Source organism: Burkholderia sp. BCC1208, assembly GCF_902833095.1.
GTDB lineage: Bacteria > Pseudomonadota > Gammaproteobacteria > Burkholderiales > Burkholderiaceae > Burkholderia.
Window position 1 is genome coordinate 182,710 of record NZ_CADFDY010000001.1, and the last position, 20,775, is coordinate 203,484.

The following is a 20,775-nucleotide window of genomic DNA, read 5'->3' on the forward strand; positions in this document are numbered from 1 at the left end:
TTACCGCGCGGACATGAAATCGAACAGCTTCGCGACGTCGGTCGTCAGCACCGTGCCCGCCTTCACGCCGACCCACAGCGTGCGCGTCGCCCACGCGTCGTCGAGCGTCACGACACCGAGCCGGGCCGCCCGCTCGCCGGTCACCGCATCGCGCGGCAGCACGCCGATGCCGAGGCCGGCTTCGATCATCCGGCTCACGCCGTCGAAATTCGATACCTGGATCCGCAGCTTCAGCGAGCGCTCGGCCGCGAACGCAGCGTCGGTCATGCGCGTGAGCAGCGAGCTGCCGTCGCTCAAGCCCACGTAGTCCTCGTCGAGCGTATCCGCGAAGCGGATGCTGTCGTGCGCGGCGAACCGGTGCGTGCGCGGCACGAGCAGCACGAGTTCGTCGCGCCGGTACAGGCGCCGTTCGATGCCGGGCGCCGGCACGTTGTCGGCGAATACGCCGAGATCGGCCTTGCCCGACGCGAGCGCGTCGACGATCTCGTGGCTCAGCCGCTCCTCGAGACTGACCTTGATGCCGGGATTGTCGGTGAGGAACGCGGCGAGATCGGCGGGCAGGAACTGGACGATCGCCGACGTGTTGGTCCATACGTGGATGTGGCCGCGCACGCCGGCGACGTAGTCGCTCATCTCGTGCGCCATCCGGTTGACCTGCTCGATCACCTTCGCCGCATGATCGAGCAGCGCGCGGCCCGCGGGCGTCAGCTCGACGCCGCGCGCATGCCGGACGAACAGCGCGCTGCCGGTCACGCTTTCGAGTTCGGCAATGCGCTTGCTGACCGCGGACAGCGTGAGCTGGCCGTGTTCGGCCGCCTTCGTCAGGCTGCCGTGCTCGGCGACGAGCGCGAACACGCGCAGCGACTGCAGATCGAAATGAAGCGGGTTCACCATGTCGAGGTCCTGGAAGGCCGTGCGGGGGACGCGGTCGGCGCGCCGGCCTGACGCCGATCATACGCCGCGCCAGGCGCGTGCGATATGGCGCGGCTAGCGCGGCGCGACGGCGTGCAATGCGGCGAGCATCGCGCCGTCCGGCGTCGCGAGATCGTCGAGCACCGCGAAGTGCTGCATGCCGGGCAGCCACGCGCGGGCGATCCGCTCGCCGGCGGCTTCGCACGCCGTCGCGTATTCGTCTGCTTGCCGGATGAGTTCGGGTAGTTCGGCGTCGCCGACCGCAACGACGGTCGGCGCGCCGCGCCCGATGTGATGCAACGGACTGCATGCGTCGACTTCGTGCGCGGTGAGCTGCAGTTTGTCGTTCAGGCAGCACAGCGCGATCGGTTCGAGATCGACGAGCGGACTGATCGCGAGCGCCGACACGACGGCCGGATGCGCGCGATGCATGGCCGTCAGGTGGCCGCCCGCCGAATGGCCGCTCAGGTGGATCGGCCGTCCCGAGATACCGAGGCCGGCGGGGTCGGCCGCGAGATGGTCGAGCAGCGCGCCGATCTCGCCGACGATATCGGTCATCGTCGCGACCGGCGCGAGCGTGTATTCGGCGAGCACGACGTCGTAGCCGCGTGCGAGCGGCCCGCTCGCCGCATACGCGAAATCCTCTTTCGTGCAGTGCTGCCAGTAGCCGCCGTGGATGAACACGAACAGCGGCGCGTCGGGCCGCCCGCACGGCAGCCAGTCGAAGCGCTGCGCGGGTTGCGCGCCGTAACGCAGGTCGCGGCGGCCGGGCGTCGCCGCGTACAGCGCCGCGCTGCGCGCCTGACAAGACGCGAGCAGCGCCGGGAAATCGGGAACAACCTTCGTGTTCAGGTACGCGGCGTCGAGCGCCGCGCGGTCCATGCCGCGATAGAGGATCGTCATTCGGGAAGCGCCTGGATCGGGTTGCGGATGCGCGGCGGGTTTGTCCGGTGCGCGCGGCGAAGGCGGCGGCCGGGCCGACGCCGTTGCGCCATTATCCGCAGCGCGGCCGCGCACGGCTATCCGGAATCGGCGGGCGCGGCGCCCGCCTGTCCGCTTTCGGCGAAGGACTGTCGCGCCGTGCGCGCAGCGTGCCGGTGCTCGGGCGGGCGGCCGAACCGTGTTCGTCAGATCAGCTCGGAGATTTCGATCAGGTTCAGGTCCGGGTCGCGCACGTAGACGGAGCGGATCTTCTGCGTCGCGCCCGTGCGTTCGACCGGCCCTTCGATGATCGGCCAATCGAAGCGCCGAAGGTGCGCGATCACGTTGTCGAGCGGGACCGACGCGATGAAGCACAGATCGAGCGCGCCGGGTACCGGCACATGCGCTTTCGGCTCGAATTCCGCGCCGCGCACGTGCAGGTTGATCTTCTGGTTGCCGAAACGGAACGCGAGCCGGCCCGCGCCGAAGGTTTCGAGCTGCATCTGCAGCACCTCGGTGTAGAAATGCTTCGTCCGTTCCGGATCGACGCAGGTCAGCACGAGATGATCGAGACGGTCAATCAGCGCCATGGAATTCGCTCCTGTTCCCGTTCATGTTCAGAAAGCGCGTTGCGCGGACATGTCGCCGGCGTCGGCACGCGGCGGCGGATGAAGGTCCGAGCGGCGCCCGGCCTTCAGGATCTGGCTCGGCACGTCATGCCCGATCAGCGCGGGCAGCCGTGCCGACACGGCGAGCACCGCCGCGAGATCGACGCCCGTATCGTAGCCGTCGAGTTCGAGCATGTGCACGAGTTCCTCCGTGCAGGCGTTGCCGGTCGCGCCCGGCGCATAGGGGCAGCCGCCGAGCCCGCCGAGCGACGCGTCGAAACGGTCGATGCCGGCGTCGAGCGCGGCGAGCGTGTTCGCGAGCGCCATCCCGCGCGTGTTGTGGAAGTGCAGCGTGAGCTGCAATGCGCCGAAGCGCTCGCGTGCGCGGCGGGACAATTCGCGCACCTGCGACGGAAACGCCATGCCCGTCGTGTCGCACAGCGTGAAGCCGTGCACGCCGAGATCCGCGAAGCGCTGCATCCACGCGAGCACCGTTTCGGCCGGCACGTCGCCCTCCATCGGGCAACCCATCGCGGTCGACAGCGACACGTTGATCGCGACGCCCGTGCCGCGCACCGCGTCGATCACGTCGCGCAACTGCGCGAACGACTGCTCGCGCGTCATCCGCAGGTTCGCGCGGTTGTGGCTCTCGCTCGCCGACATCACGAGGTTCACTTCGTCGACGCCGCACGACAGCGCGCGCTCGGCGCCGCGCACGTTCGGCACGAGCACCGTATAGACGACGCCCGGCGCGCGCGCGATGCCGTGCATCACGGCCTCCGCGTCGCGCAGCGCGGGAATCGCCTTCGGCGACGTGAACGACGTGACCTCGATCTTCGCGTAGCCGCAGGCGCTCAGCGCGTCGACGAGCGCAATCTTGTCGTCGGTGTCGACGAACGCCGCTTCGTTCTGGAAACCGTCGCGGGTCGCGACTTCGTGGAGATGGATTCGTTGCGGAGGGTGGGTCATGGCTTCGTCCCGGTGGCTGTTTCAGATCACGCCGCGCGTGCGCCAGTCGTCGCGCGTCGCCGCATCGATGCCGATCGATTCGAGCACCGCATCGGTATCCGCGCCGAGCGCGGGCGCCGGCCGCTCGATGCGTCCGGGCGTGGCGTCGAGTTTCGGCACGATACCCGGCACGAGCACGGGGGTGCCGTCGGGCAGCGCAGCGTCGACGATCATGTCGCGCGCACGGTAGTGCGGATCGGCCGCGATGTCGGCCACGTCGTAGATGCGCCCGGACGGAATGCGCGCGTCGTTCAGCGCGGCGAGCACGTCGTCGAGGTCGTGGCGGGCGCTCCATTCGCCGATTGCCGCATCGATGCGCGCGACCTGCGCGACGCGCCCGTCGTTGTGCGCGAGCGCCGGATCGTTGCCGAGATCGGGCCGGCCGATGAGTTCCATCAGGCGCCGGAAGATGCTGTCGCCGTTGCCGGCGATCAGCGCGTACCTGCCGTCGCGGCAGCGGTATGCGTTGGTCGGTGCGATGCCCGGCAGGCTGCTGCCGGCCGGCTCGCGCACCGCGCCGAACGCCGCATATTCGGGCAGCAGGCTTTCCATCATGTTGAATACCGATTCGTACAGCGCGACGTCGACGACCTGCCCGTTGCCGCCCTGCCGTTCGCGATGCCGCAACGCGAGCAGTACGCCGATCACGCCGTGGAGCGCCGACAGCGAATCGCCGAGCGAGATGCCGACGCGCACCGGCGTGCGGCCCGGCTCGCCGGTGAGGTGGCGCAGGCCGCCCATCGCCTCGGCGATCACGCCGAAGCCGGGGCGGTCGCGATACGGGCCCGTCTGCCCGAAGCCCGACACGCGCAGCATCACGAGCCCCGGGTTGATCGCGGACAGCGCGTCCCAGCCGAGCCCCCAGCCTTCGAGCGTGCCGGGCCGGAAGTTTTCGATCAGCACGTCGGTTTCGGCGACGAGGCGGCGTACGACGTCCTGCCCTTCGGGCGTGCGCAGGTTGAGCGTGAGCGAGGTCTTGTTGCGCGATTGCGCGGCCCACCAGACCGACGTGCCGTCGTGCAGCAGCCGCCATTTGCGCAGCGGATCGCCGGTGCCGGGCGGCTCGACCTTGATGACGTCCGCGCCGAATTCGGCGAGCATCCGGCCCGCGAACGGTCCGGCGATCAATTGGCCGAGTTCAAGCACGCGGATGCCGTCCAGGGGGCGTGTCATGACTGTCTCCGATGAAATCGTGTTGTCGATGACGGCGATCATGACGGCGTTCGCTCACGGCGAAAATCGATCGATGGTCAACCAGCCTTTCCGAAACGGAAAAGGTGTGCGACGACGCGAGCGCGACGTCGGCGGCGAGCCGCGGCATGTCGTATGACACGTACAAACAGAACGGCCCCGCTCGATTGCTCGAAGCGGGGCCGACCGAAGGCGGGGCTGTTGAATGCGGGGCTGCTTACGCCAGCGACTCGGCACGTAACGGGTTCGTGCATCCGTCCTGTGTTGCGGCCGGCCCCGGATACCTGATGGACGCTACGTCAAGCATTCGGACCGGCGGTGACGCGGAGCAAGTCCGAACAGCGGAAAAGCCGCTCAGTAAGCGGACATCTCGACGCAAGGATCGACCTTGGACGGCGAGCAGATGACCGAGTACTTGGCGCTCTCGCGCATCAGCGCTTCGCCTTCGTGCAGCGCGATCTTGATCTCGGGGTGACGCTCGTACGCGAGGAAGGCCGAGCACACGACGGCGGACATCACGACGACGGAAAACACAAATTTTTCAAGGGCTTGGAAACGTTCAGGCATGATTTGACCTTTCTCTCAGCCTGTGATTATACCTTGAGATAAGGGTTTTCCCTATAACCCTGCCCGCATACCGAGGATGCATTCAAACGAGATAGGCGCGGTGCTCGCGCCCTTTTTTATCGGAAAAATGCGGCGGTGCGGCCGGCGAGGCCGATGCCGTCGATCCGGGAGAAAGGAACGAAGGCTTACCGTCCGCGCATCACTGCGGCACCGACGCGCCGCTTGCCGCATTGCCCGGCCACGCCTTGCCGATATGGTCGATCAGCGACTTCGCGGTGCCCGTCACGAGCGCCGCGTCGACGCCCGACGTCTGCCACGAGCCGTCGGCCGCCTTCACGAAGGTCAGGTTCGCGCGCGACGGCGAGTAATCGGCGTTGCGCCACGTGACCACGACGTCGCACGAATACGTGCGATCGCCGAGTTTCTTGCAGTCGCCGTCGGGTTTCGCCGAGACGACGTCGGCCGACACGGGCAGCGGCTGGCCGAACAGCGCGTTCAGGCCGCCGTGGTTTTCCGCTTCGAGCGCGCGGCGCACGGCGGCATCGACGTCGCTCGATCCGGGACCGTCGTGGAGCAGGTTGCAGGCGGCCAGCAGCGTCGAGGCGCCGGCGAGTGTCAGCAGCGTTTGAAACTTCATGGATATCCGTCGATCGGGTGAACGCCGCGTAGTCTGCAACGTCCGCGTGTCATGCGCGGTATCCATTTGTAACCAATTGCACGCTGCCTGGCGACCTCGTGCGATCGTACGACGCCCTCGCCTCGCCTACTGCCGCTCCTGCTTCACGCGGCTCACAAGCTGGGTCGGACTGACGAACTGCAGCGCGATCACGACCCACACGAGCGTGATGGCCATGTAGATCATCGCCATCGCGTCGATCGACTGCGGCGCGCGCACGCCGGTCGAGAACACCGCGTAATACAGCGCGACGACGAGCGTCTGCGTGCTCGGGCCGGCGGTGAAGAACGTCAGCTCGAACATCCCGATCGTGCGCACCAGCACGAGCAGCCCGGCCGCGAGCATGCCCGGCACCAGCAGCGGCAGCAGCACGTAACGGAAATAGCGCCACGTGTTGGCGCCGAAGATGCGCGCGGCGGCTTCGAGGTTCGGATCGATCTGCTCGATGAACGGCGTCATCACGAGGATCACGAACGGCAGCGCCGGCACGAGGTTCGCGAGGATCACGCCCGGCAGCGTACCCGCGAGCCCGATCTTGTACATCACGGTCGCCATCGGGATCCCGTACGTGACGGGCGGCACCATCAGCGGCAGCAGGAACACCAGCAGCGCGAAGCGCTTGCCGCGGAACTGCACGCGCGCGAGCGCATACGCGGCGGGCACGCCGAGCGCGATCGACAGCAGCACGACCGCGCCGACCACCTCGACGGTCACCCACAGCACGCTCGCGAGCTGGAAGTCTTCCCACGCTTTCGCATACCAGTGCAGCGTGAAGCCCTGCGGCAACGGCGTGCCGAACCAGCGCGTCGCGACCGAGTTCACCGCGACGGTCGCGATCAGCAGCATCACGTTCAGCAGGAAGAACGCCATCAGCGCCCAGACGAGCGCCTTCCACGCGCGGCCGGCGAGGTTGCTTCTCATCCGGTGCGGCTTCCCCGTATCGACGGGCCGCGCGTCGGGTGCGTCGTGCTTCGGCGGCCACGTGCGAGCGGCATGATTGTCGGTCGCCATCAGCCCTTGCCTCCCGTCACCGCGCCCGTATAGAAGAAGCGGCGCGCGCCGAGCATCGACGCGACCACCAGCAACTGCACGAAGCCCATCACGATCGCGATCGCCGACGCGAGCGAATAGTCGTAGCTTTCGAACGCGGCTTCGGCGGCCGCGATCGAGATCACGCGCGTCGGGCCGGCCGGCGCGCCGAGCAGCACGGCCGACGGAAACACCGAGAACGCCTGCACGAACGACAGGCACGCGGCCATCGTGAGCCCCGGCACGAGCAGCGGCAGGTAGATCTGGCGAAACTGCTGCCACGGGTTCGCGCCGAGCGTCGCGGCCGCGCGCGCGAGCGTCGGGTCGATGCCGCTGATGTACGACAGCATCAGCAGGAACGCGAACGGAAACCCGGACACGATCAGCGACAGCAGCACGCCCCAGTAGTTGTGCGTGAGGCGCACTTCGTCCGTGTACAGGTGCAGCCCCTGCAGCGCCTGCGGAAACCAGCCGTTCGGCCCGAAATACGTGAGCATCCCGTCGGCGACGAGCACTGTGCCGAGCGTGACGGGAATCACGAGCAGCGTCGTGACGAACTTCTGGTACGGCGAATTGCGGCGCAGCGCGAACGCGACCGGCACCGCGATGCCGACGTTGAGCAGCGTCGCCGGCACCGCGAGCTTCAGCGTGACGAGCACGGTCGGCCACATCGCGGTGTCGGTGAAGAACTGCACGTAGTTCGCGAGCGCACCGCCGCCGTTCATCGGCTGGAACGACAGCACGAGGCCGTACGCGAACGGATAGATGAACAGCGCGGCGATGAATGCGAGCGCCGGCGTGACGAGCCAGGCTTTCGCGTCGCGCGGCGCGCCGCCGGTCGCGAGCGTGCTCATGCGGCCTCCGGGCGGGACGCCCACGTGCATGCCCCCTGGCGCAGCCCGTTCATCGCACGTCTCCCGCATAGACCAGCGTACGTGCCGGCGCCACGCGCAGCCGCAGCGGTTCACCTTCGGTGAACTCGCCGGCCATACAGGCCCAGATCGCGCCGAACGGAGTGACCGCGCGGATCAGCGAGTCGCGGCCGCCGTACTCGACCGTCTCGACGGTCGCGTCGAACGCATTGTCGGCGCCTTCTTCCGCGCGCTCGATGTCGTCGGGGCGCAGCGCGACCACGACGTCCTTCGCGTCGAAGCCGGCCATCGGCACGCCTGCGAGGCGCACGCCGCCCGACGCGACGCTCACGTGATCGCCGGCCATTCCTTCGAGCGTAAATGGCAGCACGTTGCGATAGCCCATGAAGCGCGCGACATGCAGGTTGTGCGGGCGCGTGTACACGTCCTTCGGCGACGCGACTTGCTGCACGACGCCCTCCTTCATCACGACGATGCGGTCGGCCATCGACAGCGCCTCGTCCTGGTCGTGCGTCACGTAGATCGTCGCGCGTTCGAGCTGCGTGTGGATGCGGCGGATCTCCGCGCGCATCTCGATGCGCAGTTTCGTGTCGAGGTTCGACAGCGGCTCGTCCATCAGCACGAGCGGCGGCTCGATCACGATCGCGCGCGCGATCGCGACGCGCTGCTGCTGCCCGCCCGACAGTTGCCCGGGCAGCTTGCCTTCGTGACCGACGAGCTGCACGAGCTCGAGCGCCTGCTGCGCGCGCCGCCGCGTTTCCTGCCTCGGCACGCCGCGCATCTTGAGGCCGAAGCCGACGTTGTCGAGCACCGACATGTGCGGAAACAGCGCGTAGTTCTGGAACACCATCCCGAAGCCGCGACGCTCGGGCGGCAGCACGTCGATGCGCGTATCGTCGAGCCAGATGCCGCCGCTCGTGAGCGGCTGCAACCCGGCGATGCAGTTCAGCGCGGTCGATTTGCCGCAGCCCGACGGGCCCAGCAGCGCGATGAACTCGCCGCGCCGGATCTCGAGGTCGAGCCCGTTCAGCGCGGCGACCTGCGCGCCTTGCGCATTGGTGAAACTGCGGCACACGCCGTCGAGCCGCAACCGTTCGAAACTGTGCTTCATTCCACGAACTCCATCGACGCGGGCGCCGCGGCGCCCGCCGGTTCAGGCGTCACTTCGACTTCTGCGAACCGATCTCGCGATCCCACTTCTGGAACGCGGCGACCATCGCCTGCGCGCTGAGCGGCTGCACGTGCGGGCGATCGGCGAGCAGCTTCGCGTATTCGGGGCGGCCGAATTTGTGCACGACTTCCTGGCTGTGCGCGGGCGCCATCTCGAGCGTCACGCCCTTCACCGCCGGGCCCGGATAGAAGTACCCGTCGTCGTAGGTCATCGCCTGCTGCGCCGGCTCCAGCAGGAAATTCATCAGCTTGTACAGCACGTCGAGCTTTTCCTTCGGCACGCCCTTCGGGATCACCATGTAGTGCGCGTCGTTGACCCAGGTCATGTTGTCGAACGCCTGGATCTTGAATTCGGCCGGCACGATGCCGAGCGCGCGCGGGTTGAGGTCCCAGCCCGTGACGGTCACGGTCATGTCGCGCGTGCCTTCGCCGAGCTCCTTCATCACCGCCGACGTGCCGCCCGGGTAATACGGCACGCAGTCGTTCAGCGCCTTCAGGAACGCCCAGGTCTTGTCCCAGCCGTTGATCGGATCCTGCGGATTCTTGTCGCCGAGCACGTACGGCAGCCCCATCAGGAACGTGCGGCCCGGGCCCGAGTTCGCCGGGCGCGCATAGATCAGCTTGTTCGGGTGCGCCTTGCACCACGCGAGCAGTTGATCGGGCGTCTTCGGCGGATTGCTGACCTTCGCCGGGTTGTATTCGAGGAGCGGGCCGGCCGGCATGTAAGTGACTTCGAGGCCGTAGCCCTGCGCGAGATCCTGCATCTTGCGCGGGCCCGGCGCGTACTTGTCGAGTACGCCGGGGAACGCGGCCGCGTTGTCGGGCAGGAGCTTCTGCCACAGGTTCTGCTCGATGCCGGCGGCGAGCGCGTCGGTGCCCGTCAGCACGAGGTCGATGTCGGAGCGCCCCGCCCCCTGCATCGCCTTGATCTTGCCCGGCAATTGCGGCGCGGGTGCGTTCGTGAACGTGACGTTCGCGACGAGATTCGGGTTCTTCTCCTTGAACGCCTCGATGGCCTTCTGCGTGAGCTGCAGGTTGCCTGCGACGTCGACGATGTTCAGCGATACGGGGGCTGCAACGGCCGCGGCGGCCGACAGCGCGAAGCCCAGTGCGAGTGCAATCCGGCGGACACGGCGAGCGATCGGGGTGGTGTTCATGTCTCCTCACTTCGGTCGGTGGATGGGACCTTTCTTGTCAGGAAATCATGACGGCGTTATACGATGTCGGTCAACAAAAAACCGCGGAAGGTGGGGCGGGACTTTCCCTGACAAAAGGCTTCCGTTTGTTGATGAATTGCGTGACGACTTGATTGAGTCGGGGTCGGGGAGCCGTTTGCGGAGCGTGTTAGGACGTCGTATCTCGATGCAAGACGAAAACGCATCGGACCGTATGCGGCCGTCAGCCGACGGAGACGCGTTGCTCGCCCGTGGCTTGCGGCACCCATCGTGAGCGGCGCCGAGCACGGCTATCACGCTGAGCGGCCGGTGCCGACCGTCGCCTGCATCGATTTCCCGGATCGGCTACAGTGGGCGCTTTCGGCGCGCTCCGCCCCGCCGCCGCGCCGCGAACCGTGCGCGAGCGCGGCGGCACGGGCGGGCGCGGATCATTCACTTCGACGAGCGAACCTTCATGCCCGACCTGTCCGCCTTTCCGATCACGCAAAAGTGGCCGGCCCAGCACCCCGACCGTCTCCAGCTCTACTCGCTGCCGACGCCGAACGGCGTCAAGGTGTCGATCATGCTCGAGGAAACCGGCCTGCCGTACGAGCCGCACCTCGTGCGCTTCGACACGAACGACCAGTTGTCGCCCGAATTCCTGTCGCTGAATCCGAACAACAAGATCCCGGCGATCATCGATCCGAACGGCCCCGACGGCAAGCCGCTGCCGCTGTTCGAATCGGGCGCGATCCTGATCTATCTGGCGGACAAGACGGGCCAGCTGATTCCGCAGGATCTCGCGGGCCGCTACGAGACGATCCAGTGGGTGATGTTCCAGATGGGCGGCATCGGGCCGATGTTCGGCCAGGTCGGCTTCTTCCACAAGTTCGCCGGCCGCGACTACGAGGACAAGCGTCCGCGCGAGCGCTACGTCGCCGAATCGAAGCGCCTGCTCGGCGTGCTCGACGCGCATCTCGCGAACCGCGAGTGGGTGATGGGCGACGCCTACACGATCGCCGACATCGCGATCTTCCCGTGGGTGCGCAACCTGATCGGCTTCTACGAAGCAGGCGATCTGGTCGGCTTCAGCGAATTCCGGCACGTGGCGCGCGCGCTCGACGCGTTCGTCGCCCGTCCGGCTGTCGCGCGCGGGCTCAATATCCCGGCGCGCGGTTAAGACCGGGCAGCAACGCGGGCTCGCTGTGTGGGGCCCGCGCGCGGCTCGAGCCGGCCCGCCCCATTGCGCGGCGGGCAGTTTTTTGCCCGCGCGGTGCGCCGACGTCACGCATCCGGCGGCGCTACTTTCCGTCAGGCGCTTCCGGCGCAGGATTTTCCAGCCCCGCCAGCAGCTTTTCCGGCAGTTGCGACAACTGCGCCTGTTCCAGCCGACAACGGCCAGCAGCGCTCGCCAGCATCTCGCGGACCTGACGCCCGCATGGGTCGCGATGGCGTGCCTGTGTGTCGCGCTATTCGCGCTGGCCGCAGGGTTTGCGCCGAAGCTGGCGCGGCACGCGGCGCGGATCTGAGCGACGCCGCGGGCCGGGCGCTGGCGCGTTCAGCCCGCGCTCGCGTACAGCGTCGAATCCGCGAACCCTTCGGCGTCGAGCACGCGCCCGATCAGGATCAGCGCGGTGCGCTCGATCTGCGTGCCCTGCACCTTGCCGACGATGTCGGCCAGCGTGCCCGTCACGCGTTCCTCGTCGGGCCAGCTCGCGCGATAGATCACCGCCACCGGGCAATCGGCGCCGTAATGCGGCAGCACTTCGTCGACGATGCGCGCGAGATGGCGCACGCCGAGATGGATCGCGAGCGTCGCGCGATGCGCGGCGAGCGCGCCGAGCGCTTCGCCTTCCGGCATCGTCGTCTTGCCCGCGAAGCGCGTGAGGATCACCGTCTGCGCGACGCCGGGCAGCGTCAGTTCGACGCCGAGCGTCGCCGCGCACGCGGCCGTGGCCGTCACGCCCGGCACGATTTCGTATGGAATCCCGAGCGCTTTCAGGCGGCGGATCTGTTCGCCGATCGCGCCGTACAGCGACGGATCGCCCGAATGCACGCGCGCGACGTCCTGCCCTTTCGCATGCGCGGCGGCGAGCAGCGCGACGATCGCATCGAGATCGAGTTCGGCCGTGTTGACGACCTGCTCGGCGCAATGACCGTCGAGCACGGCGGCCGGCACGAGCGAGCCCGCATACAGGATCACCGGACACGTGCGCACGAGGCGCTGGCCCTTCACCGTGATCAGCTCCGGGTCGCCGGGGCCCGCGCCGATGAAATACACCGTCATCGAAATTTCTCCGTCAATTCGTGGGATGACCGCTGCGTCGCGTCAGACGCGCGCGGCCGGATCGAGTGCGTCGACGAGCGCCGTGACCGAGTCGAACGCGCGATCGGCATCGGGCAGCGGCGGCCGGCGCAGCATCACGACCGGCAGCCTGCGTTCGCGCGCGACCTCGAGCTTGGCCTCGGTGGCCGCGCCGCCGCTGTTCTTGCTGACGACGACGTCGATACCCGCCAGCGCGAACAGCGCGCGCTCGCCGTCGGGCGTGAACGGCCCGCGCGCCGCAACGACCTGCGCGCGGGCATTGCCGGGGTGGGCATCGAGGCAGCGCACGAGCCAGAACTGGTGCGGCGGAATCGCATCGAGATGCGCGAGCGGTTCGCGGCCGAGCGTGAACAGCGGCCGTTTGAACGGGGCAAGCGCGGCCTCGATGCCGGCCCAGTCGTCGACCATGCGCCAGTCGTCGCCCGGTTGCGGCGTCCACGGCGCACGGCGCAGCGCCCATAGCGGCACGCCTGCATCGCGCGTGGCCGCCGCCGCGTTCGCGCTGATTTGCGCGGCGTACGGATGCGTTGCGTCGAGCACGAGGCCGATGCCGGCGTCGCGAAGATATGCGGTCAGCCCCGCCGCACCGCCGAAACCGCCGACGCGCACGTCGCAGCGCAAGTCGTCGGGCGCCTTGCCGAGGCCGGCGAGACTATAGACATGATGCGGACCAAGCGCGCGCGCGATTTTCAGCGCATCGCCGGTGCCGCCGAGCAGCAGGATGCGCGGGCTCATCGCGCCTCCCCGACGAAGCGGCCCTGCCGGTCGATCGCGAACATCTCGACCGCGACCGACGGCGGCACGATGTCGCGCGCCACCTGCAACGCGTGCGCGCAAACGAGATCGCCGAGCGGCACTCCGTCGGCCCGCGCCAGTTTCAACGCTTCCTGGCTCGTGTTCGCGGCGCGCATCGCGGCCTGCAGCGCATCGCTCGCGCCGGCTTCGGCCGCCCACTGCGCGAGCAGCGGCAGGTCGATGCTCGAATGGCGGCTGTGCAGGTCGAGATGGCCGGCCGCGAGCTTGCTCAGCTTGCCGAAGCCGCCGCACATCGACAGGCGCGCGACCGGCGCGCGCCGCAGGTGCTTGAGCACCGCGCCCGCGAAATCGCCCATCTCGATCAGCGCCATGTCGGGCAGACCGTAGTGCGCGCGCATCGCGTCCTCGCTCGCGTTGCCCGTGCAGGCGGCGATGTGCGCGATGCCGTTCGCCCGCGCGACGTCGATGCCCTGATGAATCGACGCGATATAGGCCGAACACGAAAACGGCCGCACGATGCCGGTCGTGCCGAGGATCGACAGCCCGCCGACGATGCCCAGGCGCGGGTTCATCGTCTTCAGCGCGAGCGCCTCGCCGCCCTCGACGCCGATCGTTACGTCGAAACCGCCCGCGTAGCCCTGCTCGGCGGCGAGCGCTTCCAGGTGCGTGGTCATCATCTGGCGCGGCACCGGGTTGATCGCCGGGTCGCCGACCGGCAGCGTCAGGCCCGCGCGCGTGACCGTGCCGACGCCCGGCCCCGCATGAAAGCGCACGCCGGGCGCCGCCGCGAGCGCGACGCGCGCGAAGATCAGCGCGCCGTGCGTGACGTCCGGGTCGTCGCCGGCATCCTTGATCGTGCCGGCTTCGGCGCCGTCGGCCGTGGCGCGGCAGAATTCGAGCCGCATCATCACGCGTTGTCCCTTCGGCAGCACGATCTCGACCGCGTCGTCTGTGCGGCCCGTGAGCAGCAGCCGCGCAGCAGCGAGCGACGTCGCGGTCGCGCAGCTGCCGGTCGTGTAGCCGAAGCGCAGCGGCGCGGGCCGTTCGGGGGTTTCGTCGCGCATCACGCGTCCATTGGGTTCGTTGCGTTCGACGGATTCGACATGGTCGACGAGTCGGCCGCATCGGGCTTGCGCACGTCGTACAGCGTGACCGGCAACGGCTGTCGCCACGTGTCGAAGCGGCCGAGCGGTTCGGCATGCGCGAGCGACACGCGCGTGAGCGTGCCGCCATGCGCATCGCGCCACGCGGCGAGCGCCGTTTCTCCCTGCAGCGTGACCGCGTTCGCGACCAGCCGCCCGCCGGGTTTCAGCGACGCCCAGCAGGCGTCGAGCACGCCGGGCGCCGTCGCGCCGCCGCCGATGAAGATCGCGTCGGGCGTGGCGAGCCCCGCAAGCGCATCGGGCGCCCGGCCCGCGACGAGTTGCAGGCCCGGCACGCCGAGCGTATCGCGGTTGTGTTCGATGAAGCGTTGCCGCTCCGCATGCGCTTCGATCGCGATCGCCTGGCACGATGGATGCGCGCGCATCCATTCGATGCCGATCGAGCCGCTGCCCGCGCCGACGTCCCACAGCAGTTCGCCGGGCGCGGGTGCGAGGCGCCCGAGCGTCATCGCGCGCAGGTCGCGCTTGGTGAGCTGGCCGTCGTGGCGGTACGCGTCGTCGGGCAGGCCGGGCGTGAGCGCGCGGCGCGGCGCGTCCGGGGCCGCCCGGCAGTCGAGCGCGACGAGATTGAGCGCGGCCGTTTCGGCGACGCTCCAGTCTTGCGCGAGGCCATCGATCCGTCGTTCGAGCGGGCCGCCGAGGTGTTCGAACACGCTGACGCGCGTCGGCCCGAAGCCGCGAGCGGCGAGTTCGGCCGCGACGGCGGCCGGCGTGCGGCCGTCGGCGCTCAGCACGAACAGGCGCCGGCCCGGCAGCAGGTGGCGGGCCAGCATCGCGAGCGGACGCCCGACGAGCGACACGGCGCCGACGTCCTGCAGCGCCCAGCCGAGGCGTGCGGCCGCGAGCGACAGCGACGACGGCGCGGGCAGCACGCGCCATTCGTCGGGAGAAAGCGCGCGGGCGAGCGTCGCGCCGACGCCGAACAGCATCGGGTCGCCGCTCGCGAGCACGCACACGGGCGCGCCGCGGCGCGCGAGCAGCCCCGACAGGTCGAACGGCGACGGCCATGCTTCGCGCGTCGCCCTCAGCCGCGCGGGCAGCATGTCGAGATGCCGTTTCGCGCCGACCACGTGCGTCGCGTCGAGCAGCGCGCGCCGCGCGTGGCGTCCGAGCCCCGCGTAACCGTCGTCGCCGATGCCCACTACCGTCAGCCACGCCGTCATGCATCCTTCCCCATCGTTCGATTTCATCGTGTCGCCGCTCGGCCGTGAAAGCGCCGATGCGGCCAGCGCCGATGCGGTCGTCCGCATTGCAAAAAACGGCATGGTACCGTGTTCCACCCCGCGTTTCATCTGCCCGCCCGTTCGCGCCCGACCGTTGCCGGCTTCGCCCGCCGCGAACCGCCAGCCGATCGCGAATCGTGGCCGAAATCGGGTATCCTACGGCCGTTCGTTCGCCGGTGCCCTTCGGGGCCGAAGAGGGAACACAGGGCGCCTCGCGCGCCGCTGTGGCTGCCCCCGCAACTGTAGACAGCGAGCCGATCCCCCTCATGCCACTGGTTTCACCGGGAAGGCCGGGAGCCGGCGCCGACCTGTCAGCCAGGAGACCTGCCGGCCAGAAAGTGCGTGCGTGCCAGTCGGCGTCGGGCGGGGTGTACCGATGCGTTGGCCGCGGCGCCACACTGTTCCGGTATCCCGTTGAGTTCCGCTCCCGATTCGATTCCTGCGTCGCCCGTCGTGCGCCCGTCGGCCTGCCCGGGGCTCGCGCGCGTGGTCGCGGCCGCCGATGGCGGACTGTGCCGGATCAAGCTGCCAGGCGGCCGGCTCCACGCGCGCCAGGCGCGCGCGATCGCCGCCGCCGCGCGCCTGTACGGGTCCGGCGCGATCGATGCGACCAATCGCGCGAATCTCCAGCTGCGCGGCATTCGCGACGGCGTGGCCGATGCGCTGATGCGCGCGTTGCTCGATGCGGGGCTCGGCCCGCGCACAAGCGCTGACGACGCCACGGCCGATGCGGTCGACACGGCCTCGCTCGCAGCGAGCGACGACGTCCGCAACGTGATGGTGAGCCCGCTTGCCGGGCACGACCCCGCCGCCCTCGTCGATAGCTACGCGCTCGCCGTGCCGCTGCTCGACATGCTGGCGAGCGAGCCGCGCCGCGGCGAATTGTCACCGAAATTCTCGATCCAGCTCGACGGCGGCGAAACGGTCGCGGCGCTCGATCATCCGCACGACATCTGGCTGGCCGCGTGGCGCCGCGGCGACGGCGCGGTACGCCTCGCGGCGGGGCTGGCCGGCTGTCCGCCGATGGCGCGCGGCGACCGGCCCGCTTCGGTCGACGTGTCGGCCGATCAGGGCGTGGCACTGGTTCGCGCGCTGCTGCTCGCGTTCCTCGATCTCGCGCCGGCCGACGTCACGCGGATGCGCGCATTGCTTGCGACGTGCGGCGAACGCGCGCTGCTCGAGCGCGCCCGGCACTACCTGCCCTTCCCGCTCGCGGCCGATCCGGCGCTTGCCGCGTGGCGGCGCACGCGTGTCGACCCTGCGTTGCGTTTCGGCGCGCACCCGTCGCGCGATACGGCGCGTTGCAGCATCGGCGCGCAATTCGCGCTCGGGCGGCTCGACGCGGCGCAACTGGCGCAGCTCGCCGCACTGGCCGAAGCCGACGGCGACGGCACGCTGTCGATGACGCCGTGGCAAGGCGTGTTCATGCACGGCGTGCCGAACGCGCGCGCGGCCGCGACGCGCGAAGCACTCGCGTCGCTCGGCCTCGTGTGCACCTCGACCGACCCGCTGGCGACGCTCGTCGCCTGCACCGGCAGCACGGGCTGCGCGAAAGCGCGCGCCGACACGAAACACGACGCGCGCGCGCTCGCCGCGCGCGTCGGCCATCCGCTCGACGTGCATCTGACCGGATGCGAGCGCCATTGCGCGCTGCCGCACCCGGCCGCACATACGCTCGTCGCGGTGGCGCCCGCGCATTACGACCTTTACCGGCGCGACGCGGCCGCGGGCCTCGGCGCCCCCCTCGCGCGCCATCTGACGATTGACCAGGTCGCGGTCCGACTCATGGACGCGCGGCACAGCCAGGACACCACCGATGCTTGACTACATTCGCGACGGGCAGGAAATCTACCGCCAGTCGTTCGCGACGATTCGCGCCGAGGCCGACCTGTCGCGGGTTCCGCCCGATCTCGAGAAACTCGCGGTGCGCGTGATCCACGCGTGCGGGATGGTCGACGTCGTGTACGACCTGCGCTTCTCGGACGGTGCCGGCACGGCCGGCCGCGCGGCGCTCGCGGCCGGCGCGCCGATCCTGTGCGACGCGAGGATGGTCGCCGAAGGCATCACGCGCGCGCGGCTGCCTGCGGCCAACCGCGTGATCTGCACGCTCGGCGAGCCGGAGGTGCCCGATCTCGCGCGACACCTCGGCACCACGCGTTCGGCCGCCGCGCTCGAACTGTGGCGCCCGCATCTCGCGGGCAGCGTCGTCGTGATCGGCAATGCGCCGACCGCGCTGTTCCATCTGCTCGACATGATCGACGCCGGCGCGCCGCGCCCCGCGCTGATCGTCGGGTTCCCGGTCGGCTTCATCGGCGCGGCCGAATCGAAGGCGATGCTCGATGCCGACAGCCGCGGCGTGCCGTACGTCGCGCTGCTCGGCCGGCGCGGCGGCAGTGCGATGGCCGCCGCGGCGGTCAATGCGCTGGCAACGGAGGTCGAATGACGAGCGCGCGCGGACGGCTGTTCGGCGTCGGGGTCGGCCCCGGCGATCCCGAACTGATGACGATCAAGGCGCTACGCGTGCTGCAGGCGGCGCCCGTGGTCGCGTATTTCGTCGCGAAGGGCAAGAAAGGCAACGCGTACGGCATCGTCGAGGCGCACCTGCTCGACGGGCAGACGCAACTGCCGCTCGTCTATCCGGTGACGACCGAGGCGCTGCCGCCGCCGCTGTGCTACGAGACCGTGATCGCCGATTTCTACGACACCGCGGCCGAGATCGTCGCGGCGCACCTCGATGCAGGCCGCGACGTCGCGGTGATCTGCGAAGGCGATCCGTTCTTCTACGGCTCGTACATGTACCTGCACGACCGCCTCGCGCCGCGTTACGACACCGAGGTGATCCCGGGCGTGTGCGCGATGCTCGGCGGCACGGCCGTGCTCGGCCAGCCGCTCGTCTATCGCAACCAGAGCCTGTCGGTGCTGTCGGGCGTGCTGCCCGAGCACGAACTGCGCGAGCGGCTCGCGCGGGCCGATGCAGCGGTCGTGATGAAACTCGGCCGCAATTTCGACAAGGTGCGGCGCGTGCTCGACGAACTCGGGCTCGCGAAGCGCACGCTGTACGTCGAGCGCGCGACGATGGCGAACCAGCGCATCGTGCCGCTCGACGAGGTCGATCCGATGGCGTCGCCGTATTTCTCGCTGCTCGTCGTGCCGGGGGAAAAATGGCAAGGATGACGACACCGCCCGCGATCGTGATTCTCGGCGCGGGCGCGCTCGATACCGCGCGACGGATCCAGGCGCGTTACCCGGGCGCCCGTGTGCACGGCCTCGCATCGCGCGTCGACGCCGACGTGCCGTTCGACGAACTCGGCGCGCACCTGCGCGAACTCTATGCGCGCGGCTTGCCGATCGTCGCGCTGTGCGCGGCCGGCATCGTGATCCGCTGCCTCGCGCCCGCACTCGCCGACAAGGGCGTCGAGCCGCCGGTGCTCGCGGTCGCGGAGGACGGTTCGGCCGTCGTGCCGCTGCTCGGCGGGCTGACGGGCGTCAACGCGATCGCGCGCGACATTGCCGAATGCGTCGGCGTCGCGCCGTCGATCACGACGAGCGGCGAACTGCGCTTCGGCGCGTGCGTGCTCAATCCGCCGGAAGGCTATGCGCTCGCCGATCTCGCGCAGGGCAAGCGCTTCGTGTCCGACCTGCTCGCGGGCGCGTCGACGCGCATCGACGGCGCCGCGCCTTGGCTCGACGCGGTTGCGCTGCCGCGCGATGCCGCGGCGGCGCACGCGATTCGCGTGACGCCCGACGCGTGGCGCGGCGCGCGCGACGAACTCGTGATTCATCCGCGCAGCGTGGTGGTCGGCGTCGCCGCGGATGCCGTGCATGCCGACGACGCGCTGGCCGTGCGCATCGCAGCCGCGCTCGACGCGCAGGGTCTCGCGCGGCTGGCGCTCGCGGCCATCGTCGCGCCGGCGTCGGCGATCGGCGACCCCGCACTGGAAGAAGCGGCGAGCACGCTCGACGTGCCGCTGCGTTTCATCGATGGCGATAGCGACCACGACGCGGCCGCCGATGCCGACGCCGCCACGCTGCTCGGCCGCGCGTTGCGCGTCACCTACACGATGCGTGCGGCATCGCACGGTCTCGCGTGCGCGGTCGCGTCGCATCCGGTCGACCCGGCCACGCTCGGCCGCGCACGCGGCCGCCTGACGGTGCTCGGTCTCGGCCCGGGCGGGGCCGCATGGCTCACGCCGGCCGCGCGCACGGCGCTCGCGGACGCGACCGACATCCTCGGCTATACGACCTACGTGAACATGGCCGGCCCGTTTCGGGCGGACCAGCGCGTGCACGGCACCGACAATCGCGAGGAAATGCAGCGCGCGCGCCATGCGTTCGAACTGGCGGCCGAGGGCCGGCGCGTCGCGGTCGTATCGTCGGGCGACCCCGGCGTATTTGCAATGGCCGCGGCCGTGCTCGAAGCGCTCGACGAAGCGCGCGACCCGCAATGGGCCGCGGTCGACCTGCGCGTGGAGCCCGGCATCTCGGCGTCGCTCGCGACGGCCGCACAGGCCGGCGCGCCGCTCGGCCACGACTTCTGCGCGATCTCGCTGTCGGACAACCTGAAGCCGTGGGACGTGATCGAGACACGCTTGCGGCATGCGGCGCAAGCCGATCTCGTGATGGCCTTCTACAACCCGATTTCGCGCGCGCGGCCGTGGCAGCTCGACCGCGCGCTCGATATCGTGCGCACGCATCGTGCGGCCGACACGGTGGTCGTGCTCGGCCGCGACATCGGCCGGCCGGGCGCGACGCTTTCGACGACGACCCTCGGCGCGCTACGCGGCGACCAGGTCGACATGCGCACGATGGTGATCGTCGGCTCGTCGACGACGCGGCGCTTCGCGATCGGCAACGCTCGCGAATGGGTCTACACGCCGCGCTGGTATCGCTGAATGCCGCCGCGCCGGGCGCGGCGCGCATACCGCATCCGGCGGCGCTCTCGCGTGAATGCGAATACGCGCGCACCGGTCATCGGCATGCCGGCGCGTCGCCGGTTCGCTGGAACCGGTCCATGCGCACCGCGTCGCGCAATCGGTCGGAAAAAGTGCCCGCCTGCGTTTCGAAATACGACCGAATCGGCAAATTCGTTACGTATCCGGAATCGAATAACAAAAAGAAGAACACCTAAATTCCCTATTCGCCGCGAATCCTCCAAGATAGGCACGCCGCCGACGGGGCACGTGCCTGCCCCGTCGGCGG

The 20,775-nt window shown here is 69.6% G+C and carries 22 protein-coding genes, 1 pseudogene and 1 riboswitch; of the genes and pseudogenes, 8 read left to right on the forward strand and 15 right to left on the reverse strand.

Translation table 11 applies throughout. The features are described 5' to 3' along the window. The 5 genes from HWX09_RS00840 to HWX09_RS00860 all read right to left on the reverse strand — a co-directional run bounded on the left by HWX09_RS00840 (position 1) and on the right by HWX09_RS00860 (position 4,622). The gene (locus HWX09_RS00840) at positions 1 to 894 is read right to left on the reverse strand and encodes a LysR family transcriptional regulator (RefSeq protein WP_027784466.1); all 894 of its coding nucleotides are present in this window, start codon (positions 892 to 894) and stop codon (positions 1 to 3) included. Between the two features lie 93 nt (positions 895 to 987). Further along, positions 988 to 1,815, reverse strand: coding sequence for an alpha/beta hydrolase (locus tag HWX09_RS00845; RefSeq protein WP_027784465.1), 828 nt, complete (start codon positions 1,813 to 1,815; stop codon positions 988 to 990). Between the two features lie 224 nt (positions 1,816 to 2,039). After that, the gene (locus tag HWX09_RS00850) at positions 2,040 to 2,423 is read right to left on the reverse strand and encodes a VOC family protein (protein ID WP_027784464.1); all 384 of its coding nucleotides are present in this window, start codon (positions 2,421 to 2,423) and stop codon (positions 2,040 to 2,042) included. 27 nt (positions 2,424 to 2,450) lie between these two features. Continuing rightward, the gene (locus HWX09_RS00855; RefSeq protein ID WP_027784463.1) at positions 2,451 to 3,410 is read right to left on the reverse strand and encodes a hydroxymethylglutaryl-CoA lyase; all 960 of its coding nucleotides are present in this window, start codon (positions 3,408 to 3,410) and stop codon (positions 2,451 to 2,453) included. A gap of 21 nt (positions 3,411 to 3,431) precedes the next feature. Continuing rightward, complete coding sequence (locus HWX09_RS00860; protein WP_027784462.1) at positions 3,432 to 4,622, reverse strand: CaiB/BaiF CoA-transferase family protein; 1,191 nt, start codon at positions 4,620 to 4,622, stop codon at positions 3,432 to 3,434. Between HWX09_RS00860 and HWX09_RS00865 the strand changes: the two genes are divergently transcribed. Continuing rightward, positions 4,621 to 4,779, forward strand: a complete 159-nt coding sequence (locus HWX09_RS00865; protein ID WP_155257358.1) for a hypothetical protein — start codon at positions 4,621 to 4,623, stop codon at positions 4,777 to 4,779. The two genes, HWX09_RS00860 and HWX09_RS00865, sit on opposite strands and share 2 nt — an antisense overlap. A gap of 215 nt (positions 4,780 to 4,994) precedes the next feature. Here HWX09_RS00865 and HWX09_RS00870 read toward each other — a convergent pair whose 3' ends face one another. From HWX09_RS00870 to HWX09_RS00895, 6 genes are all read right to left on the reverse strand, one after another. Next, the gene (locus tag HWX09_RS00870; protein ID WP_027784461.1) at positions 4,995 to 5,207 is read right to left on the reverse strand and encodes a hypothetical protein; all 213 of its coding nucleotides are present in this window, start codon (positions 5,205 to 5,207) and stop codon (positions 4,995 to 4,997) included. Positions 5,208 to 5,406: 199 nt separating this feature from the next. After that, positions 5,407 to 5,844, reverse strand: a complete 438-nt coding sequence (locus HWX09_RS00875; protein ID WP_027784460.1) for a hypothetical protein — start codon at positions 5,842 to 5,844, stop codon at positions 5,407 to 5,409. 126 nt (positions 5,845 to 5,970) lie between these two features. After that, the gene (locus HWX09_RS00880; protein WP_027784459.1) at positions 5,971 to 6,894 is read right to left on the reverse strand and encodes an ABC transporter permease; all 924 of its coding nucleotides are present in this window, start codon (positions 6,892 to 6,894) and stop codon (positions 5,971 to 5,973) included. Further along, positions 6,894 to 7,766: a sugar ABC transporter permease gene (locus tag HWX09_RS00885; protein ID WP_027784458.1), complete on the reverse strand. Its 873-nt coding sequence runs from the start codon at positions 7,764 to 7,766 to the stop codon at positions 6,894 to 6,896. The genes HWX09_RS00880 and HWX09_RS00885 overlap by 1 nt, the downstream gene beginning before the upstream one ends. 49 nt (positions 7,767 to 7,815) lie before the next feature. Further along, positions 7,816 to 8,895: an ABC transporter ATP-binding protein gene (locus tag HWX09_RS00890; protein WP_027784457.1), complete on the reverse strand. Its 1,080-nt coding sequence runs from the start codon at positions 8,893 to 8,895 to the stop codon at positions 7,816 to 7,818. 49 nt (positions 8,896 to 8,944) lie between these two features. After that, on the reverse strand, positions 8,945 to 10,111 hold the full coding sequence (locus HWX09_RS00895) for an extracellular solute-binding protein (RefSeq protein WP_027784456.1): 1,167 nt from the start codon (positions 10,109 to 10,111) through the stop codon (positions 8,945 to 8,947). A 472-nt stretch (positions 10,112 to 10,583) separates the two neighbouring features. Between HWX09_RS00895 and HWX09_RS00900 the strand changes: the two genes are divergently transcribed. Continuing rightward, positions 10,584 to 11,288, forward strand: a complete 705-nt coding sequence (locus tag HWX09_RS00900; RefSeq protein WP_027784455.1) for a glutathione S-transferase N-terminal domain-containing protein — start codon at positions 10,584 to 10,586, stop codon at positions 11,286 to 11,288. 229 nt (positions 11,289 to 11,517) lie between these two features. After that, positions 11,518 to 11,637: pseudogene (locus tag HWX09_RS00905) on the forward strand (MFS transporter); the annotation flags it as partial. A gap of 29 nt (positions 11,638 to 11,666) precedes the next feature. On the opposite strand, the gene cobM reads toward HWX09_RS00905, so the two are convergent. The 4 genes from cobM to HWX09_RS00925 are packed head-to-tail and all read right to left on the reverse strand — an operon-like array spanning position 11,667 to position 15,516. Next, a complete protein-coding gene (cobM, locus tag HWX09_RS00910; protein ID WP_027784454.1) occupies positions 11,667 to 12,395 on the reverse strand; it encodes a precorrin-4 C(11)-methyltransferase in 729 nt (242 codons plus the stop codon). A gap of 42 nt (positions 12,396 to 12,437) precedes the next feature. Beyond that, positions 12,438 to 13,169: a cobalt-precorrin-6A reductase gene (locus HWX09_RS00915; protein WP_027784453.1), complete on the reverse strand. Its 732-nt coding sequence runs from the start codon at positions 13,167 to 13,169 to the stop codon at positions 12,438 to 12,440. Next, positions 13,166 to 14,254, reverse strand: a complete 1,089-nt coding sequence (locus tag HWX09_RS00920) for a cobalt-precorrin-5B (C(1))-methyltransferase (protein WP_027784452.1) — start codon at positions 14,252 to 14,254, stop codon at positions 13,166 to 13,168. The genes HWX09_RS00915 and HWX09_RS00920 overlap by 4 nt, the downstream gene beginning before the upstream one ends. Continuing rightward, the gene (locus HWX09_RS00925; protein ID WP_027784451.1) at positions 14,254 to 15,516 is read right to left on the reverse strand and encodes a bifunctional cobalt-precorrin-7 (C(5))-methyltransferase/cobalt-precorrin-6B (C(15))-methyltransferase; all 1,263 of its coding nucleotides are present in this window, start codon (positions 15,514 to 15,516) and stop codon (positions 14,254 to 14,256) included. Before HWX09_RS00925 ends, HWX09_RS00920 begins: the two co-directional genes overlap by 1 nt. Before the next feature lie 217 nt (positions 15,517 to 15,733). Then, a riboswitch (cobalamin riboswitch) is annotated at positions 15,734 to 15,923 on the forward strand. A 106-nt stretch (positions 15,924 to 16,029) separates the two neighbouring features. On the opposite strand from HWX09_RS00925, the gene cobG reads away from it, so the two are divergent. The 5 genes from cobG to HWX09_RS00950 are packed head-to-tail and all read left to right on the forward strand — an operon-like array spanning position 16,030 to position 20,704. Beyond that, entirely contained in the window at positions 16,030 to 17,400 is a 1,371-nt protein-coding gene (cobG, locus tag HWX09_RS00930) for a precorrin-3B synthase (protein WP_027784450.1), read from the forward strand. Continuing rightward, complete coding sequence (locus HWX09_RS00935) at positions 17,393 to 18,019, forward strand: precorrin-8X methylmutase (RefSeq protein ID WP_027784449.1); 627 nt, start codon at positions 17,393 to 17,395, stop codon at positions 18,017 to 18,019. The genes cobG and HWX09_RS00935 overlap by 8 nt, the downstream gene beginning before the upstream one ends. Continuing rightward, a complete protein-coding gene (locus HWX09_RS00940; RefSeq protein ID WP_027784448.1) occupies positions 18,016 to 18,750 on the forward strand; it encodes a precorrin-2 C(20)-methyltransferase in 735 nt (244 codons plus the stop codon). The genes HWX09_RS00935 and HWX09_RS00940 overlap by 4 nt, the downstream gene beginning before the upstream one ends. Then, positions 18,747 to 20,468 (forward strand): precorrin-3B C(17)-methyltransferase, encoded by a 1,722-nt coding sequence (gene cobJ / locus HWX09_RS00945; protein ID WP_027784447.1) that lies wholly within the window; start codon positions 18,747 to 18,749, stop codon positions 20,466 to 20,468. The genes HWX09_RS00940 and cobJ overlap by 4 nt, the downstream gene beginning before the upstream one ends. After that, positions 20,438 to 20,704, forward strand: a complete 267-nt coding sequence (locus HWX09_RS00950) for a hypothetical protein (RefSeq protein ID WP_027784446.1) — start codon at positions 20,438 to 20,440, stop codon at positions 20,702 to 20,704. Before cobJ ends, HWX09_RS00950 begins: the two co-directional genes overlap by 31 nt. Positions 20,705 to 20,775 lie beyond the last annotated feature (71 nt).